Origin of the sequence: Chryseobacterium gregarium DSM 19109 (genome assembly GCF_000430845.1) — a bacterium.
GTDB lineage: Bacteria > Bacteroidota > Bacteroidia > Flavobacteriales > Weeksellaceae > Chryseobacterium > Chryseobacterium gregarium.
Genome location: NZ_AUMU01000016.1, coordinates 20,345 through 40,233, shown reverse-complemented (window position 1 = coordinate 40,233; position 19,889 = coordinate 20,345). Strand labels below are relative to the sequence as shown.

Sequence of the window (19,889 nt, the reverse complement as noted above, 5' to 3'; positions counted from 1 at the left end):
TTTATAAGGGTGGAAGATCCCGAGATCCCGTCTACGGTGGTGGTGTTTTGTTTCTGCAGTTTGCTGCCGTCCGATCCGTATTTGGTGTTAACGGTAACCGTTTCAAATTCTTTGGCGTAATTCAATTTCTAATTATAACATTATAAAACAAAAAACCTCGCAAAATGTGAGGTTTTTTATTATCTGCCACACGATACAATCGTGCGGTAGCAAGGGTTCTTATTACTGCTCACGAATTACAAAGGATTACAAAGCCGCGTGATCGGGGAAGAACTATAAACTGGCTGTTGTTTAACTTGTTGTTTATATCCTGAGGATTTAAAAGTTATTGCACCAATGTCTGTTAATATTGAATAATCCCACAAGGTAACTTCTCCATTTGCAGATAATCGAGGATTTGAGCGATTAATATCCTCAATATTCAAACCTATACTATTTTCAAAATTTATATTAATTTTTAGATTTAAAACATCCATAAATATTAAGCTACAAGGTGATACCCAAAAATTATAAAAACCACTTTCTTCATTTAAAACCCATTTGAAAATATAGTCTATATCTAATACTAATTTCAACCTTTCATCAGGAAACAAAATGCTATAAATATGACTGTCATGCCATCCCATTTCTTCAAAATCCATATCTGTCCATATATTTTTCACTTCCATATTAATTAGCTTTTCTTTGTTCAATAACTTTTTTTACAGTTCTTATATCTTGCTGATTCATTGGTCTAACATCCTTATTGTTTTTATTCAAAAAAACTTCTCCTGTCTTAGGGTTTTTATTATATGCTGATGTCTGAACATGTGGAGTTTCAACTCCTTTGTGTGTAGCTCCATCTAAATCATATCTAGTTTCTCCACTAACTGTTTTAATTTTAACAGAGTTTCTTCCACTATTCAGGTTACTCTTAATACCTAATGCTTGTTCTTTTATTGTAGGTGCTCCTTTACCTGCTTTACCTGTAGTGGCAACTATAGTAATAGCTTCAATAGTATTAGTCCTGTTTTCTACTGCGGTAGTATCTCTGCCTGTAGTTTCTAAAACTCTAGAAACCATCACTCCGCTTTCTCCGTTCTTCCAGTAGTTTATATCATCAGCTTGTTTTCCAGGCATCAAATCATATGTATAATCATACGAAGAATCAGGAAGCATGGTTTTTCCATCATAGCCTGGAGTTCCTCCGGTATTTTTTGTATTTACAGATTGATATCGGGAACCTGACAGAAAACCCATCAAAGCACCGTCATCTTTATACCAAGTTCCATTTTGATTAACAAAATCACCATCACTATCGCTCCAAGTTTGTCCATCGGTTCCACCTTCAGGTGGCCAAACTTGCATTCCATCGGGATCAATAAATCTAATTGGATTATTTACAGCATAGTTGTATGGTGACCATCTACGATATTGTTCCGCCAACGGATCCACCACACCCCATCTTCCGATATCACTCATATACATCCTTGCCCCATAATCATACATTCCCGTCTCCTGCAGCTCTTTGCCGTTGTACTTGTAGTTCTTATAAGCCGAAGCCGGGCTGAAGAAAGAAAACCCGGTTTTCAGATGGTTCATCCCGAAAGGATAATAATCATTGCTGTCCGTGATTTCAAGAGCGCCTGCGCTGTTTCTTCCAAAGCTCACCCTTGCATTTCCCAGGTGGTCTTTATACTGGTAAATATACTGATCTTTTATGTAATCGTAAAATCCTTCTGCGGTCGGGAAGAACTGGAGGTCACGGGTCTTCGATGCCAATGTCGCTGTAGTAGCCATAGGCTCTACAGAAAATGCCTGCATTTCCAGGGCTCTTGAAGTTTCCAGGTTAGCCATCGTTTCAGTGCTCATCCCGATGATCCCGATATTTTCGGTTTTCAGGTACTGGAAGCCATCCAGGTAATCCGTTGTCTTTTTAACGATGGAACCGTCCACGGTGGTGGTGTTTTGTTTCTGCAGTTTGCTGCCGTCCGATCCGTATTTGGTGTTAACGGTAACCGTTTCAATTCCTTTGGCGTAATTCAATTGATCGGGAAGGTTCAGAAAGTTGTAGGCAATCTTACTGATTCCCTTGTCCGGCATTAAGGTCATGTTGCCGTTAAGGTCATATTTTATTTCCTGCCCGCCACCTTCATAGCCTGTCGGGTTGTAAGCATAATCATTAATGTTCGTCAACTTATTGCTCTTGTTTCCTGATGCATAAACATATTCCAGCTTATCAATCATTGTTGCTGTTGTTCCCGATTCTACCACGGAGGTTCTGAACAGGTTGGTGATGTTCCCGTTCACGTCATAGTCGATGGATTCTGTGTTTTCCTTGCTGTTTGGGTTGTTTGGGTTCTGGTAATAGCCTGCGCGGAGCCGGTTCAGCGGGTCATAGGCATAGCCGTATCTTTTTGGGGTTAAAGAAGGGTTCTGTCCAAGGGTCTCTACCGCACGCCAGTCCACTTCCGCAATATTCCCGTTGTATTTTGCCGCTACGTTTTTTCCTGAAAATAAAACAGAATCAGGATTGGTGATCCCATCTTTCCCGGTATATTTTATTGTATAGGCAAAGAGCTTCCCGTTCAGATTGGATACCGTCATCTCGGCTTTATTGATATCGGTGAGCCAGCCCCGGATATTGTAGGCATAATCAATGCTCTGAAGATTATTTCCTACCTTCTTGTTGCTCAGCTGGGAAAGTTCATTATACGTATTGTCTGCAAGCAGCTCTTCGGGATTGGCGTCTACCTGGTGGAAGTGCTGTTTCAGCCGGTTCTGGCTGTCATACACAAAACGTTCCTGTACGCTCACCCCGACTTCGCCCGTCTTCCTCATGTGATAGGTATTGGCCTTTTGAAGGGCTCCCGCAAAATCCAGCAGGGATTCCGTTTTGGTATAGCCTCCCAGGTGGTTGATGGAATGGGTGAAAACCGCCCTTCCCATCGTGTCATAATAGGGGTAGTTTTTGGTCCACTTGTTATCCTCGATGTTCCTAACATAGGAAGCGGTCGGAAGGCTGTTGGTAGAGGCATCATTCGCCGCATTGGTTGCCTGGCCCATAGTATATTGTCCAAGGACCGTTCCCGGAACAGCCGGGGCTTCCGGCGGATAGGTGTCATAATAGTTAATCCCGAGCAGGATCGTCCCGGTGGAAGGATACGCCAGGTTCCTGTAATATACATTCATGCCACTGATCACTACAGGATTCGGGACACGGTCTTCGTTATTCAGGGTAGTGGCAGGCAGGCTGTTTAAATAGTCCTGCACCGCCGTACGCGATTCGGTATTGGGGTAGAACCCGGTAAGCACGGTACGGTTGTAACCGTCATACTTGGTGAACAGCCAGCCCCTGGTGTTAAAGGTGTTGACAGCGGTTCTTAAGATCCCGTCCTGGCTCAGTACCAAACGGTCCTGTTTATCATAGACCATCCATTCCCAGTCCTTGCCCGGAAGCTTTTTCTCTACCAGGCGGCTTCTTCCGTCATAGCGGTACTGGTAACACAGCTCATTGAGGACAGCTTCCGTTACCTGGTTATTGGCCTGGGCAATCTGCTGCACGGCTTTAGGGGAAAGCACATAGGCCAGCTGGTTGTAGTCGTTGTAGACATAATAGGTATCCACATTCTGGCCGCCGTCATTCCTTCTGACCAGAAGGGTCTGTCCCTGACCGCTCTTAAACTCCGTAATCGGGTTCCCGTCTTCATCCGTTACGGTGTTCTTATACAATGTAGCAGCCGGATAATACCCTGAATTCTCTGTAGAAATCGACAGGACGGAAATACCGGTAGACACATTGTTAACAGTACTGGGAGAGGTAACCGCCCTGAACTTCTTTACCTCGTTTCCCAGGTTGGCATCATAGCCAAACTTTATGGTTTTCCCGGAGCTCATCTTCCAGGGCTCCCCCGGGGCAGCCTGTTGCAGGACCCGGTCCAGCGGAGAGTTCTCCACCTCTTTCTCAGAATAGGCATTGCTTACCCCGTAATAGGTATTGGCAGTGCTTTCATTTACGATCCCGGTATGGATCATCGAGTTCTGCGTAGCAGCAGGGACCGGAAGGATATCCTTTATCTTCCTCCCGAAGCCGTCATAGGTCACCGCCGTGACCAGGTCTTTCCCGGCAGGGGTGGATTTGACGCTGACAATCTGCTTGGCCCTTCCCAGGCCGTCAAAATAGGTGATGGCTTCAGAGACTTTCGTACAGTCGTCATTAAGGCAGGTTCTGGACTGCACATAGTTCTCCGTATTGGTCTGGGCATAAGACATCGATGACAGCGCGATGGCCAGGACCGGAAGTGTCTTGGTTAGTATATCGGTTCTCATGGTTAATTATGGCTTATAGTTGTATTTGTATTCGGCAGCCTTCTTATCGGTGTAGGCTCCCGCACTGTTCTTGCTTCTCACTTTGGTTTCCTTGAGCCTGTTCGCGGTATCGTAGGCAAAAACCTGGCGGATCCCCGATGGCGGGGTGATCGAGGTTACCCCGATCAGCGGGTCATAGGTATAGGTCGTGACTTTCTTATCCGTCAGCTGGCTGTTTTTCCTGAAGCTGTTCAATGCTTCCAGAAGCAAACCTTCTTTGGAAGGGTCTGCCGCATCATTATCGGAAGCCGTGACAATGGCTGTCGGGGAAGCCAGAGAAGTCAGCTGGTCATAGGTGATCCCTTCAATCTTGGCAATGGGCTGGGTCTTGTTATAGCCCCAGACTATCGTTACCGGAATGCCGTCCCTGGTGGTGTACTGAAGAATATTGCCTTTCTCATCATACTTATCGTAAGAAGCTTCCGTGGACATCACCCCTGTAAGCTGGTCTGCTGATTTTACAGATAACGGAAGGAGCAGGCTGCCGGCCTGGGCTGTCGGGTAATTGTTCTGGTCCGGATATACCACTTCAGTCTTAGAGACTATTTTACCGGCATCATTTGCATTCTGTTTTTTGATTGTAGTGGTTTCTAATGGAATACCAATCATATTGGCTGTGATCAGTTTTTGGTTGCTCTTCTCATGGGCATATAGGTAGCTGGTTTCCAGAATAGTATTGTCCTGCAAAACAGTGCTGTTCTTTGAAAGCTGTTTTTCCGGGTTGTCATAAGTATATTCCGTAGTAGTAATTATTTTTTTATACGGACTGTCATCTGTTGTCATAACAGGGACGTCTTCAAGATATTCCTTGGAAACAGTAGTGTTCAGAAATGAAGAGTAGGAAGGAAGAGAAATAGCACCAACATAATAATTATCGAGTGAAGTCCCCAAATTTAATCCCGAAGGAATAAGCATATATTTATAAAGCTCAGCACCTACGATACTGGAAATAAATCCTGTTTGTAAAGAATTAAAATTATTTTCATAACTATTTTTAATAAAAAGAGAATTTTGCTTATTTATGAAAATTTTGTCGGAAAGCATTCTTCCACTGAGATTACTTAATGGAAAATGCTTGGAATATCTATTTTCCATAGATCTCAGAAGCTTAGACAAGATATTTGTGGTAACTCCGTCCAGTTCGTCTGGCTTGGGATCTCTGAACGTATAACTATTTAGAAAATTATGCCCAAATGTGTCAAATTTCTTTTCTTGTCCTCCTTTTTCAAAGTTGTCCCCACCATAGCTTATGGTAACCTCCGGATAAATAGGATCGTCTATGCCATACAAATATTCGCTGTCAAGAGAATTGAAATATCTATAATTCAATGTGGGCGTAGAATGAAGTATCGTTTCTGCTGCACATATAGGTTCACCCATAGCGGGAGGAAGCTGACCTGAGCCTACAAGTATATTATATATGGTTTGCTTACTAGCAAAGGAGTAAAAATAAGGTTTGTAAGAATCAGGTAAATTTTCCAAATTATTTATTTCGGAGTACTTTGTATAATAATACCTTTTAATATTAAATATATTATTATCCGAAACATCATACTGTTTTTTAAGCCTTATATTTCCGTCATCTACGGGCTCCCATCCATTTTGATATTTTATGGTAGCAGTTCCAAAGCATTGATTACATATATTATCAGCAATTCTAAACTTCAATTGGTATGCTTTTCCCGGTTGGGCTGTAAAATCTGTAGAAAAGGTCATATCATTCGAAGCGTAAAATTGAATTTTAGGTATCGTTATCAATTTGGTGTATGCTACCTGATTAGTAGAACTATCTATGATATCAAAGATCGCTTTGGCTCTTATACCTACCCAACTAGTGTCGTCAGTATGTAAATTCAGAGTGATATACATTTTATCATCTGCTACCATTTCAGAAGATGATAATGTAGTTGAACAATTATAAATTACTGGTATGCAGGAAGGATTTGCAAATTCTTCATATCCTACAGCACTTGCTGCGTCACCAATAAGTATATTTTGTTCCATATAAGCCGCTTTTCTCGCAAAAACGGGTTCATATTCAAAAACTGTTTTCCCTTTTGTAGGATAGGTAATAGCTTTTAGAGTTCCTTTTTTGGCAAACTCGAAATTGGGTCTTCTGTCTGCATAATTATAAGGATATTGATTTTGATGTAGACTAAAGGGATCAGCCTGATTTATCCCATTAAAAAGATTAAGGTTTGGCAGCAGTGAATTAGTATTGAATACACCATTATAATATCCTAGATAATCTATAGAATTTGAAAGGTAAACAGGTAAGTCCAATGGATCATCATACTCCAAATTATACTCCGAAGCAAATGTTTCCTGATTATTTTTTATTATGTATTCTTTAACAGCACTCAAAAAGAATCTTTTCTGGCTTTTTACAGTCGTGTTGTTGTTTATATAATCAAAAACTATTTTTTTAAGAATAATTCCACTTTTAAGAATATTCAAACTGCCTAATTTTGGAAAAATTTCATATTGGTCGGTATCATAATTAAAGATAACTTCTTCATTATCTGTTTTTATTTTTTTTACAGATAAAGGATAAATTACATGAAGGTTATTTAAAGATTGGCTATATGGTGTGGTCTGCAAGGAAAAAACGTCAGAATTACTGCCAAAAAATGTTGTGGTAGCGATTCCCTTTTGCTCAGATTTGCTTAAATTAAATACTTTTGAATTATTGTGAATGTATTCAAATTCTATCTTATTGCTTTGGGTTTCAATTTTGGAAAGATAAAAACTTGTAACTCCTCCTTGTAATGGGTTTTCTCTTACTAGCGTTTTTTCAGTAAATCCAATATCACCAAAAAAATACTTCGTACCATCATTGAGTGTTATTTTAAAGCTGTAGCTGGTTCCAAAATTTCCTACGGTTTCTATTTTCAAATCATTATTTTTTGTAAATAAAACAGGTTGGAAATTGCTGTTTAAGTAAAAGCTGCCACTATATCCCGGAATAGAATAATTAAAAATATCTATTTCATTATCTATATAATTGCCCAAATCATGGACATATGTTCCTAAAGTTTGCTCACCATTTGTTGTCGTAAGAAAAGATGCCGTATCTGAATTATTTAACAATAATCTTTGTGTGGCGGCTTCATCGCTAATATCATAAATAGTTCTTGTAATTACTCCACCTGCTTCCAAGATCCAGTTCATTCCTACAGAGTTAGGTACATCATTCACCTTTACCCCTGCTTTAGCATAACGTAGAGATAAAGCATGTTTTAAATCTCCAGCAATGACAGTATGTAATGGAATATCAACATTGGGATTACCTTTAAACTCGTTTGCTTCTAAGTTCCCAAACTGCGTCCTGAAATAAGATTCAGGAGAAGGAGGAGTGATATTGGGTAATTCTGTATTTTCACCAGCATTATTTATTAGGTTGCTCGTTTCCTGCCCATATATAAAGATACCTGCAGCCAGAAAAAAAGCACTTAGTAATATTTTAGTATTATATATTTTTTTCATTGTTTTTTGTCTTTATTTTTTAATCAGTTTAGCACTCGCCGTTTTATTGTCATCCGTCTTAATCACCACCAGGTAAGCGCCCTGAACCAATGTCTGGGTATTGATCTTCGTCACCTTATTCTTGGTTTTTAAGTTCTGAAGCTGCCTTCCGCCCATATCATACAGCGTAATATCTGCTCCCTTAAAGTCAAATCCTATTTCCACATAGGCATAGTCACTCACCGGGTTCGGATAGATCTTAATATCCTGCTTCTGGATCAGCTGGTCAATCTGTTTATCCCCAAGCTTCACAATCTTCCAGTTCTCTTTCCCCAATTCCTCTGCACTGGTCCCGGCAAGTATGATGGAGCCGTCCCTGTTCAGCTTAATATCAGACAATCTCTCCTCTCTCTTGCTCGATTCTCCCTTCACGTGCTTTCTCCACTGCTCATTTCCGTTTTGATCTAAATAAAGCATCCAGAATTTCTCATCATCCGTCTCTATCTTTTCTTCGGCCTGGGTATAGCCTCCGATTAAAATTCCTGTGGTAACATCTTGGCTCTTGGTTCTTGTATCTTGTGTCTTTGTCACCACACTCATCCCCATCATCACATCCCGGTTCTTAAAGCTGTACGACTTCTGCCAGATCTCGTCACCCCTTTCATTTAAAGAGATTAGCCACAAATCGGTTCCTTCTTCAAGACCCACGGTTTTATTGCCCGACCGTTCTGAACGGCTTTCCCCGCCAATCAGATAGCCTGTTGAAGTCAGTGCTAAAGTGCGCAGATGGTCATCGCCGCTGCCGCCAAAGTTCTTTTCCCATTCTACTTTGCCGTCTTTACTGAGCTTAATGATCCAGTAATCGCCCTCGCCGTAGTTTTCGGTCTTCTTTGATCCGCCGGCACTGCTTCGGGAATAGACTCCCAACAGAGCTCCGCCGTCTTTCGTAGGGACCATCTTTTCCACTTCATCCAGGCCTTTTCCGCCTAAGATGAGCTGCGATAATTCCTTCCCGTTTTTATCCAGCCTGATGATGAGGACATCTTTGGATCCGTACCCTTTTCCCGTTGCCTGAGCGGAGCCGAAGGCAACATTCCCCGCTACAAAGAACCCGAAGTCTGTGGTCTGGATCACCGCCCTGGCTTCTTCATCGGAAGCGCCGCCGATGGTTTTCTGCCATAATTCATCACCAAACTCATTAATCCGGATCAGCCAGAGGTCCGAACCACCTTTAGAATCTTCCTTTTTATCCAGACCTTTTCCCGAATAACTCGTACCAACGGCGAGAAACCCGCCCTCCTGGGTAGCAACAGTCGAAGAAAGGAAATCATGGTTCTTTCCGGAGAGGTATTTTTCCCAGACTTCTTCGCCCTGCTGGTTTAATTTTATCAAATGAAAATCGTAACCATTATTTTGCTGCCCGTTGCCGGCTGCCGGCTTTTGGCTGGACTGAATGGAGCTTCCGGTAATTAAATAGTGCTGGTCAATGGTGGTGGTCACCTGCGAAAGGAAGTCCTGGGTAGAGGATTTGATATCCTTCTGCCAGACCAATTCCTGAGCCGAAATGCCTAAGATAGAGCATAAGAATAATGCTCCGGAGTAGATTTTATTCATATTTATTTTATTCGAGTAATTGATTATTAATTTATAAAACGCTGCAAAAGTATTATTTTTATTTCACGATTAAAAGGTCTACCCATATATTTAATGTGAATAATAATACTTTACCTGTTAACTATATCTCTGCTTATATTTCTTAAATATCTTCTGAAGCAAAGGTATTGTGGCAATGCGACAAATCGTGTCGTAATATAATTACCGTTTGATATAGCTGTTCTTTGAACTTATGTCTTTAATATAATTAAGAATAATACAGCCTGGAGGTTTAATTTCTATTTACTTCATATAATCTAATACTTAAATGCAAAGATATAATTATAGGGTTATGAAACAATGATTTATTTATAATTTACAATATTTAATTGTTTATATTCTAATCAAATTATAATTAAAAAAAACAGTATGTGAAATATTAATGTTTATTAAACAGTTGGTTACTATATTTTCAATCCTTTTTCTTATTTAAGTGATGTGTGGGGGAACATAATTTTAAATTTGCAATATCAATATTCCATAAAGGCTCACTTTTGTTAATGATGACAATGGAACGGTCATTGAGATCGAATTTTTTGACAAAACAGTAATAAAGATATTTGTTCAGTCTTATCTTGATCCGTTGGCATTTATGACTTAAGCTGGCATATAAATAATACTTTCTATTAAAAGAGGTATCCAGAAAAAGAGAAATGATGTTTTCCCTGAAAAGAGTTTTATTTTTATTCTCAGACCATGTATCCAGCCGTTTGATCCTTCCTTTATTGGATATGGCAAAATATCCTTCAAGATTGGGAATCGGCTTCCATCTTTCACCGGGCAGATCCTCAAGTGATAAATTCAGGCAGGCAGGAGGATTATTCTGATCAACAGGGGGCTCACCGATCTTTTTCCACAGGCTTGTATTGAATATTTTTTTGGATTTACTTTCAACATCAGGCATAAAATCATTTTCATTGGGTATATAATCTTTAGCAAACCACCGGAATGTTCCCGCGGTAGTCCTTTTTTTATTGATAACCGCAATGATATGGGTATGATGAACTCCCAAAGCTTTACTTGCAGCATAAATAGTGTCATAACTATCAACAAAATTTCCGTCAACGGTATATTGGCTCACGGGCTGCCGGTAATTTCCCTTTTTTCCTCTCCCTGCATCCAGTACTTTGTTGCGGAGCTCAATGGCTGTGATCTTTACGAGATTACTGAAGTGTACATTAAAGCGATTTTCATCTTTAAAGGATATGCGGAATGAAAGATCATCCATATCAAATTTTTCCACAAAATGATAATACACCAAACGGGCTGTTGATCTTCCATGTAATTTTCCCTCAAGACAGAGGTTGCATCTCACGTTATAAAAGTGAGCCTTAAGATGCTTATTGAAATATCTAAAGACTTGCGGCTTTATAATCCTGTCTGATATCTTCTGTTCTCCACCGTTAGGGGCCGGAACCATGCGTTCCAGGCTTTTCACACGTCCATAATTTGAAATGGCGTAATTCTCAAATCCTTCAATAAGTTCCCACCGTTCATCAGGAAGATCTTTTAAGGAAAGGTTGGAAAGAACAGTATCGATATACTTATCTCCTAATTCTATAGGCAACTTCATAATGGTAAATATTTCTTTTAAGTGATTTTTTTATTGGTGTCCAATCAATGTAATATAACAAAAATATAAATTTGAGATTAAAAATAGTCCTGTATGGTTATCCCATAATTCTTATATTAAGATTTCGATCCACATAGATTGTATTGATTTATAAAAACGTCAGTTTGCTTGAATCAGTTATTGATCTACTACCGATAATTTTCTCTCATTGCAATTTTCCCCAGTTGTCCATTAACCCGAATTAATGTGCAGGAGTAAAATTAAATTGGAGGATGAAATAAACTATTAAAACTATTGAATAAAAAACGGTCGTTTTTGCCGGTATAAATTCTGTTGTTAATTTTTCTTATGTATTAATCGGAATGTCAGATTTATCCGCTCTTTCATTGGAAAATTAGATTTGGCAATCCGGTGCTCCCAATTCTCCTGGAGGTCACCCTTCATGATAAGAAGGGAACCGTGTGGGAGCGGCAGGCTGTATTTGCTTTGGTGATGATCTTTTTTTCTGAAATCAAAATTGCGGGTCTGTCCGAGACTGATGGAGGCGATGACCGGGCGGCTTCCGTACCGGCTTTCCTTATCCCTGTGCCAGGCTACGGAATCATTGTGGTTACGGTAAAGATTAAGCAGCACGCCATTGAAAAGGTAACCGGATTCTTTTTCGATTTTTTCTTTCAGGGATAATAATTCCGGGGTCCAGGGGTGGGTGCCGGATGTATTGTTATCTGCCGGTTCATAAGATTTATCGCTGCCGCCAAACCATGCCGTTAACCGCGGCGTTAATACCGTTTTATCGTACATTTTCTGCATACGCTGTTCCCACGGTGCCGTATGCAGGAGCCTATCTTTAAGTTGATCGGCCTCTTCCCTGTCCAGGAAATTCTCCCGGTATTCCAAAAGGTCTTTCGGAAACTCGTAAAATTCTTCGGCATTAAATAAACTCAGCTGACCCATTCTTTTTTCATGTATAAGATTTATCGTTACAACATTCCCGCCCGCAGAAATATTTTTTTATCATTTGTATTTACTTTCCTCCGGGAAAGTTTTATTTTTAGTGATTATCTCATATGTATCTGATAATAAAAATCCTTGTCTTACGGTTGATGATTTTCACTTTACGACAAATCCGGTGAACTGTACTCCCAGGTCTCGTTGCAGATCAAATCGGTAAAACAGGATCTATCCCCGGTTTTTTCCTCTAAATATCCGATTCAAATCTGATCTTAAGTTCCCAAGTATCCCACCTGTTTCCTTATTCCTTCATGCTAAGGACTGAAGCTGCATTTAACTTCAAAGTGCTGATTTTTGAATTCCCTAAAAATTCTCCAGTAATGCTTTTCGCATTGATGCCATCCTTTCCCGTATCGTTAGTTTGAGTTTCATTCACCATTATTTCCAAAGCTAATGCGGTAATGCGACAAAAGTTGTCGTGTTTTTATTATACTCTTATCGGCAGTACGATTGGCTTCGCTTAACCCTAATTCAGAAAAATCTTTGTAATCCGACCTTTTGAAAATTACTGTTTTTCTTATCTATTCCAAATTTAAAATTATATTTTTAAATGCTCTGCTTTTTTTTGAAAGGTCAAGATACAAATATGGCCCTGACATGAGAGAAAAATATTCAGAAGATAAATTGGATTTTGAAGATGGCCGATTGATTATTGATTAAAGATGAAAAGAAATGGATGTAACGGAAATAGAACTGCAAAGCCAAAAGCTGACTGATAAAAATACCGATATCAGAACAAAACTTGATCAGGTGCTAAAAGTATTACCAAATCTCTCTCAACTCTATATTACTGGGGATAATGACACTAAAAAAAAATAATGAGTTCGTTTTGCTCAAAAGCTCGAATTTTCCGAACACTTCAGATTAAGTCTGCACGATTTCCTATCTCCCCGATGAACAAACCCTTTACTAAATATAAAAAAAGGAAAAGCACTCCTAAAAGTGCTTCTTCCTCTGGGTGACCGCGAAGGGATTCGAACCCCCAACCCTCAGAGCCGAAATCTGATATTCTATCCAGTTGAACTACGCAGCCCTCATTATTTATTTAGAAAGTGATCTTCACGCCTCCCAAAACCTGTGCACCGAGAACTTTGTATCCTTTGTACGTCTGGTATTTTGAGCTCAGAAGATTATTTCCGATGGCAAAAATACTGAAATTTTTGTAAACTTTATACTCTGCGGAAAGATTTAAATCGGCATACCCCCCAACTTTGTCATGCGTATCCTCGGTGGACTGGTATACCAACGGGCTCCCAACTCCCTCAAGCACAAATGAATTCGTGGTTCTGTCGCTCGCAAAAATCCCTTTGAAACCGAGCAATAATTTTTGGTCCAGCATGGTATATTTTGCCCCGATTGAGGCATTAAACAGGGGAATATTATAGATATCCTCATAATTTTTAAGGTCAAACTTGGTGAATTTCACCTCTGCATCCAGCAGTAAGTTCGCGAGCGGGAAATACTGAAGGCTTCCTTTGATGTCGCTTACGTTCCCGTCATCATAGATGGCAGAGAACGTATTTGCATAATTATAAGCAGAACGGTTGACGGAAGTATAGTCGAATAAATCATTTGCCTTAAAGAACATGATATCCCTCATTTTTCCGTACCCTGCGGAAACATCGTATTTAAAAGTCTCATCGATATCCCCTTTTAACCCCGCATAGAAATGATACTTGGTTTCAGTCGGCCTCAGGTACTGGTCGGAAACAATGAATGGGTTCTGCTGTAGTAAATCAGCATAGGTATTCAGTTTCAGGCCTCCGTCAACACCTCCGTAAAACTTGAATTCCTGGGCAGCGGCATATTGAAATTCCGCCTGCGGAAACCAGTAGGTCTTGTTGTTTTTCATCTGTTCTGCCATCAGGGCATTTGAGTTCTTCGAGTTCAGGAATGAAAATGACGATCCCAGCATCAGGTACGACTCCCCTTTTCTGAAGGTTACTTTCGGCGCCAGGCTGGTATTGACGAAATTGGATGCGTTTTTATCAACGATCGCAAACTCACTTTTTACCGCTTCGAGTCCTACCCCTAAATCCGCATTCAGGTTAATCCCGGATTTCCCGAGTTCCACCGCATGCTTGGATAAGTTGGCTAATACCGAAACCTGGTTTTCCTGGGCATCGAAATGGTCTTTTAAAAACGACGATTTCACCCTGACATCATTCAGGATCTCATTGGAATAAAAATCGTAATAGCCGTTCACCTTAAACTGGTTTACCCGCTGGTCCAGGTCCACATCGCCGGGTTGAAGCGCATAAATGCCGTAATAATTATAGCTGTTCAAGCCGTATTCAGCATTTAGATTGAACTTTCCTTTGTCCCCGTAAGAATTAACGAAGGCTCCCAGGGTGGTTGAACTCTGTTTGGAGTCCCAGGGATAATCCTTTTTCAGGCCCTGGGTAGAAAGAAAATGCGCATCCGCTCCCACTTCAATCTTATTTTGCAGGGTTTTGGAGATGTTGGCATCCCCGAGGATCTTCCCGTAATTCCCCATTCCGAACTGGATGTAGTTATTCTGTAATGAACCTTCAAATTTCGGTGTCACGTCCTGCCCCTGAATGGTAGAAGTCTTAAAATCGGATACTGCAGGAACATCCGTAATTTTATACTGTACAGGATTCTGCGATTTCTCTTCCGGCGGATAGTTTTTAATGGTCTCCACCGAAGTTTTCTTTTTTTCGATCTTCTTGACCTCCGGTTCCCTTTTTTTATTAAGAATCAGTTTCTCTTCTTTGATCTGGGAAAACGCCGCCGACGAGATCCCTAAGAATAATATAGATAATATTTGAATTTTCCTGTTCATTTTTATGGTTGTATTAATGTCTGGTGTATCATGTATTTCAACGGTATGTTTTACTTTTTACATTCTACGGTGTACACTTTATACTTACTTTTTAATCGATTTTTTAACCTCTTTTGCTTCCGCTGCAATCTCCGGAAAGTCTTTGTAGTTTTCAATGATCTGGTCACAGGTATAGCTTGCCTGGTAATTATCTTTTAAGCCTACATAATTTCTCGCCATCAATACGAGCGCACGTGCCCCCCAGTATTCTTCGGAAGCGTAATTGTTAGCCAGTTTAAAGATGGTTTCATTGGAAGACTTAAAGGCTTTTGCTTTATTCTGATAATAGGCTTTGGCATACAAAGCTTCCGACGCTACCGACGTATTCGAAGATTTCTCCAAAGCCGTATAAGCAGCCTGTGCCTCTTTATCCCTGCCGGAATTCATCAGGCTTCTCGCTTTGATCACTTTAGCCGTTTCAATGACTGCAACGGAATTTTTGTTATTCGCAATAACCGCATCCGCTAATTTTTCAGCTTCTGAGAAGTTCTTTTCCTCGGCATACAGCTTCATCAGTTCTACATTGGCGTAATTTTTTATACTGACGTCAGAAGAATTTCTCAGGTTTTCCAGATAGGTCCTGGCCTGGGCACGGTCTCCCTGCGCCATATAGATCTGTGCCAGGCGGGTCTGTGCATCATCCTGGTAATCATTCGCAACACCGGCCACTTCCTGTAATACCAAAAGCGCCTTGGTTGCATTCTTGGTCTGGTAGTAACTTTCGCCCAGTTCATATTTGGCCTGGTACAGCCCCTCTCCTGTCGGGTTCTGCGTCAAATATTTTTCATAATAAGAAATCGCATTCTTATAGTCTTTTTTCGTGAACAGCTGCTTAGCGGTCGATAGGTTGATTTCATCAATTTCAGAGGCGTCTATATTGACGCCGATGCTTCGGGCAAAGCTTTCATATCCTGCCACGTCACCGTTCTTCGTAAAAATGGGCTTTGCAGCCTGCACGATCTTCTCTGCATACGCTGTATTTTTATACTGTTCCCCGAGCGATCTTAATTCAGAAAGAGCCTTGTCGCTCTGGTTCTGGTCGATGTAATTCTGGGCCCTGTAAATGGAAGCATTGGCGACCAGATCTTTATCCGATGAAGTTTTAATGACCTTGTTGAAGAAATCATTGGCATTGGAAAAGTCATCCTGGGCCGCATAGGCCGTTCCGATTTCGTACTGGGCATCATCATAATAATCGGAATCCGGGTATTTCGATAAAAGCGTCTTAAGGTTGGTGATCTTAGCCTGGGTATCCCCTTTAAATCCTAAAGCCATGGATTTCTGGTACAGGGTATAATCCGTTGCCTCTTCATTCCGGTCATAGATGGCAATGGCTTCATTCAGGTTGTTGTTGGCATAATTGATATCGGCCAGACGAAGCTCCGCGTCATTTTTGAACTCCGGTTTCGGATTGCTCAGGTACTGCCTGAAATAGGTTTCCGCCTGGTCAAATTTCCTGGATTTGAAATAAGCGTATCCCAGATCGTAAGGCAGCTGCTGCTTTTCAGGGAAAGTCTGGGTCAGCAGTTTTTCATAACGGGCAATGGCCGACGGATAATTCCCTTTCTGGTAATACACTTGTCCTAACCAGTATAATGCGCGGTTATTGAATTCTTTATTGATGTTGAATCCTAAGCTTCTTAAGAAATACTGCTCGGCTTCGTCATAATTCCCTTTATTGAATTCTTCGGTGCCCAGCAGATAAGAAACTTCCTGGTCGATCTTATCAATGTCAGGGGAAGAATTCTGAAGCCTGTCGATGGCATTCAGGGTCTCCTTATAGTTCCCGGAATACAGGTAAGATTTCACCAGCAGCGACCTCATCTCTGCCCCGTTGGTACCGTTCGGGTTTTCGTTGATATAGTTCTGGATTACCGTTGAAGCACTTTCAAACGGGTTCCCGATATCATAACTTAATTTGGCATATTGTTCGTGGGCCAGTTTTTTAACCTTCGGATCATAATTCATCTGGTAAGACGAACGGAATGCGGAAAGGGCCTCCTGCTTTTTGCCAACCGCCAGATAAGCATTGCCAAGCTGGTAATAGGCATTCTGGGCCAGTGCGGAATTGCTGTTCAGCAACTGGTTATAATAAGAAACCGCTTCATCATATTTTTTAAGCTGGGCAGCAACAAATCCCATTTCATACAGGTCATTTTCAGACGGGTTCTGCTGAACGCTCAGATAGTCTTTCAGATGCGGATACGCCGCATCATAATCCCCCTTCATAAATTCACTCTCCCCGATGATCTTGTGGACCTCTGCTTTGTAAGCTTCCGAAATGTCTTCATTAAGCAATGCTGTTCCTTCAGATATCGCCTTGTCATAATCTTTGTCATTATAGTACATCTGTACATAATAAGGGCGCACGAGCTTGGCATATTCCGGACGGTCTTTTACCCTGTCGAAATACTGGAAAGCCTTTTCATTCTGCCGGTCCGAGTAATACAAGTGCCCGAGCATGTAGGCAATGTCTCCTTTCTGGGATTCGTCAGCCGTCTTATAGGCTTCTTCCAAGGCATCCGTTGCGCCTTTGGAGTCGCCCATCATGAATTTAGCGTACCCAAGTTTCAGGATATACTGCGTATTTTCTTCTTTGGAAAGCTGGTACTGGTTGATCTTTTTCAGGGTTTCCAGGGCTTTCGGAAAATCTTTTTTCGCCAGGTAATAATCAGCCAGCGGGAGGTTGGCCTGGGCGAAATAGGCAGAATTGGGATACTGCCTGATAAAAGCCGTCAGCCCTTCTTCCGCATGGTTTTTCTGAAGGATCACACCGATCACATTATCAAAAAACTGCGCCGCTTCCTGTCTGGATCTCGACAGGTTTTCATTATAGAAATATTGTCTTGCATATTCGTATTGTGAAGCATTGTAGATCTTGGTCTGATAAAGGTTTTCGGCCAGATTGAACCTGTAATTTTCTTTATGCGTAAAGTATTGAGACTGTTGGGCATCGGCAATACCGAAATACAGAACAGCAGTCGCAAGGAGTATTTTTTTCGAGTTCATTAATTGTAAATTTTAAAATGGGCGAGCCTGAAAACCAGGGCTAAATATTTAAAATTCTGCAGAAATTATCCACAATTGGTCAACGAAAATATTGAAAAGATATTGTATAAACAAGCCTTTTAACAGATTGTTAATAAGTGATTCCGATTTTATGACTTCTTAACTTTTGATAAGAAACCTTAAGAAAAACAAAATTATTTCAGAGAAATAATTACATTTGCTTCTTTCAAATAAAATATAGTTATTGAATGAATCAGCTTTTTAGAAGGAAAATCTATTCAGATTCCGATACATCCACCGGCCTGCTAAGGGTTCTGGGGGTCTGGGACATCGTATTTTTTGGTATCGCGGCCATTATCGGGGCAGGAAGTTTCAGCAGTCTCGGAGAAGCCGTCTTTAGGGGAGGCCCGGGCGTCATTTTACTATATTTAATCTGTGGCTTTGCCTGCGGCTTTACGGCGCTCTGCTATGCTGAATTTGCAAGCAGGATCCCGACGGCCGGTTCCGCGTATACCTATGCCTATGCAAGCTTCGGGGAACTGATTGCCTGGATCATCGGCTGGGCCCTCATTATGGAATATTCTTTCGGGAATATCTATGTGGCTTTTTCCTGGTCCGATTACTTCACGAGCTTCCTGGAACGGATGGGCATGCATATCCCCGATTACCTGACCTGCAGCTATACTGAAGCTAAAAAAGCATTTATGAACGGCTCTGAAAACAAGGAACTGATTAATGCATGGAGCCATGCGCCTCTGATCGGGAGCCTGAGACTTATTGTGGATGTGCCCGCTTTGGTGATCAACGGACTGATTACCTGGTTATGTTACGTAGGCGTCAAAGAAAGCAAGAACTTCAACAATGCCTTGGTTATCTTAAAACTGGCCGCTATCGTGCTGGTTATCTTAGTCGGATTTTCTTATATCAATACCGACAACTGGACACCCGTTAATCCGCAGACCCATGTGGCCTCCTTTATGCCGAACGGTTTTGCCGGCGTGATGAGTGCCGTTTCAGGAGTCTTCTTCGCCTATATCGGCTTTGATGCGTTGAGCGTACTGTCTGAAGAAACCAAAGATCCGCAGAAAACCCTGCCGAAAGGAATGATCATTTCGCTGGTGCTGTGTACTGTCATTTATATTGCCCTGACCCTGGTATTGACCGGAATGGTGGATTACAGAAAGTTTGACGGAGTCGGAGACCCGCTTTCCTTCATCTTTGAAAAGTCCAATGCCAACGTAGCCTGGATGGAGCTCGCCGTTTCTTTCGTTGCGATTGTTGCCATTACGACCGTATTGCTGGTTTTCCAGATGGGACAGCCGAGAATCTGGTACGCCATGAGCCGTGACGGACTGATGCCGCAGAAATTCCAGACGGTGCACCCTAAATATAAAACCCCTTCTTTTGCCACTGTTGTCACAGGTATTGTGGTGGGAATCCCGATTTTGTTTACGGATAAATCCTTTATCCTGGACTTTACGAGTATCGGAACTATCTTCGCCTTCGTGCTGGTGTGTGCCGGAGTTCTTATGCTGCCTGCCAAAGAGAAAATTAAAGGCCGGTTCCATCTTCCGTATATCAACGGTAAATTCATTTTCCCGATTATTTTTATCGGATCACTTGTGGTATTTTACTTCTGGCAGCCTGGATTTTTCAGTACGTTAATGGATTGGAAAGACCCGGCGGAAGGTGAATTCAGGGCTTCCATATTCTTCTTTATTCTGGTTAATTTAGTGCTTTGTGTCCTGACCTTTATTAAAAATTTCTCCCTGATCCCTTTAATCGGATTAAGCTCATGCCTTTACCTCCTGACCGGAATGAGCCATGACAACTGGTTCTGGTTCGGGCTGTGGTTTGCTTTCGGGCTTATCATCTATTTCTGTTACGGTTACCGGAACAGCAAGTTGAGAAAGGCCCAGGCTTAATCACCTTATATCATTTAAGTCCGGACTGTAAAAGCAGTCCGGACTTTTTGTTTCGGATTGG

Annotated in this window: 10 protein-coding genes and 1 tRNA gene; 2 read left to right on the top strand and 9 right to left on the bottom strand. The window is 41.3% G+C overall.

Annotation, left to right across the window (positions count from 1 at the left end; genetic code table 11):
• Positions 1–236: 236 nt before the first annotated feature.
• The 6 genes from H561_RS22675 to H561_RS0116695 form a co-directional block, all read right to left on the bottom strand.
• On the bottom strand, positions 237–692 hold the full coding sequence (locus tag H561_RS22675; protein ID WP_155845824.1) for a hypothetical protein: 456 nt from the start codon (positions 690–692) through the stop codon (positions 237–239).
• Positions 670–4,308, bottom strand: coding sequence for an RHS repeat-associated core domain-containing protein (locus tag H561_RS22670; protein ID WP_051349423.1), 3,639 nt, complete (start codon positions 4,306–4,308; stop codon positions 670–672). The genes H561_RS22675 and H561_RS22670 overlap by 23 nt, the downstream gene beginning before the upstream one ends.
• Positions 4,309–4,314: 6 nt before the next feature.
• Positions 4,315–7,833 carry a hypothetical protein gene (locus tag H561_RS0116710; RefSeq protein WP_027388055.1) on the bottom strand — a complete coding sequence of 1,173 codons (3,519 nt, stop codon included), beginning with the start codon at positions 7,831–7,833 and terminating at the stop codon, positions 4,315–4,317.
• Positions 7,834–7,845: 12 nt separating this feature from the next.
• Positions 7,846–9,426 (bottom strand): T9SS type A sorting domain-containing protein, encoded by a 1,581-nt coding sequence (locus H561_RS0116705; RefSeq protein WP_027388054.1) that lies wholly within the window; start codon positions 9,424–9,426, stop codon positions 7,846–7,848.
• Positions 9,427–9,877: 451 nt separating this feature from the next.
• Positions 9,878–11,038, bottom strand: coding sequence for an NUMOD4 domain-containing protein (locus tag H561_RS0116700; RefSeq protein ID WP_027388053.1), 1,161 nt, complete (start codon positions 11,036–11,038; stop codon positions 9,878–9,880).
• Between the two features lie 336 nt (positions 11,039–11,374).
• Positions 11,375–11,992, bottom strand: coding sequence for an alpha-ketoglutarate-dependent dioxygenase AlkB family protein (locus tag H561_RS0116695; RefSeq protein WP_027388052.1), 618 nt, complete (start codon positions 11,990–11,992; stop codon positions 11,375–11,377).
• Positions 11,993–12,721: 729 nt separating this feature from the next.
• Between H561_RS0116695 and H561_RS24010 the strand changes: the two genes are divergently transcribed.
• The gene (locus tag H561_RS24010; protein ID WP_155845822.1) at positions 12,722–12,868 is read left to right on the top strand and encodes a hypothetical protein; all 147 of its coding nucleotides are present in this window, start codon (positions 12,722–12,724) and stop codon (positions 12,866–12,868) included.
• 140 nt (positions 12,869–13,008) lie between these two features.
• Here the strand turns inward: H561_RS24010 and H561_RS0116675 are convergent.
• From H561_RS0116675 to H561_RS0116665, 3 genes are all read right to left on the bottom strand, one after another.
• A tRNA-Arg gene (locus H561_RS0116675) sits at positions 13,009–13,082 on the bottom strand.
• A gap of 12 nt (positions 13,083–13,094) precedes the next feature.
• A complete protein-coding gene (locus tag H561_RS0116670) occupies positions 13,095–14,855 on the bottom strand; it encodes a porin family protein (RefSeq protein ID WP_027388051.1) in 1,761 nt (586 codons plus the stop codon).
• A gap of 84 nt (positions 14,856–14,939) precedes the next feature.
• Complete coding sequence (locus H561_RS0116665; protein WP_027388050.1) at positions 14,940–17,903, bottom strand: tetratricopeptide repeat protein; 2,964 nt, start codon at positions 17,901–17,903, stop codon at positions 14,940–14,942.
• Between the two features lie 248 nt (positions 17,904–18,151).
• On the opposite strand from H561_RS0116665, the gene H561_RS0116660 reads away from it, so the two are divergent.
• Positions 18,152–19,828, top strand: a complete 1,677-nt coding sequence (locus H561_RS0116660) for an APC family permease (protein ID WP_027388049.1) — start codon at positions 18,152–18,154, stop codon at positions 19,826–19,828.
• Positions 19,829–19,889: the final 61 nt, after the last annotated feature.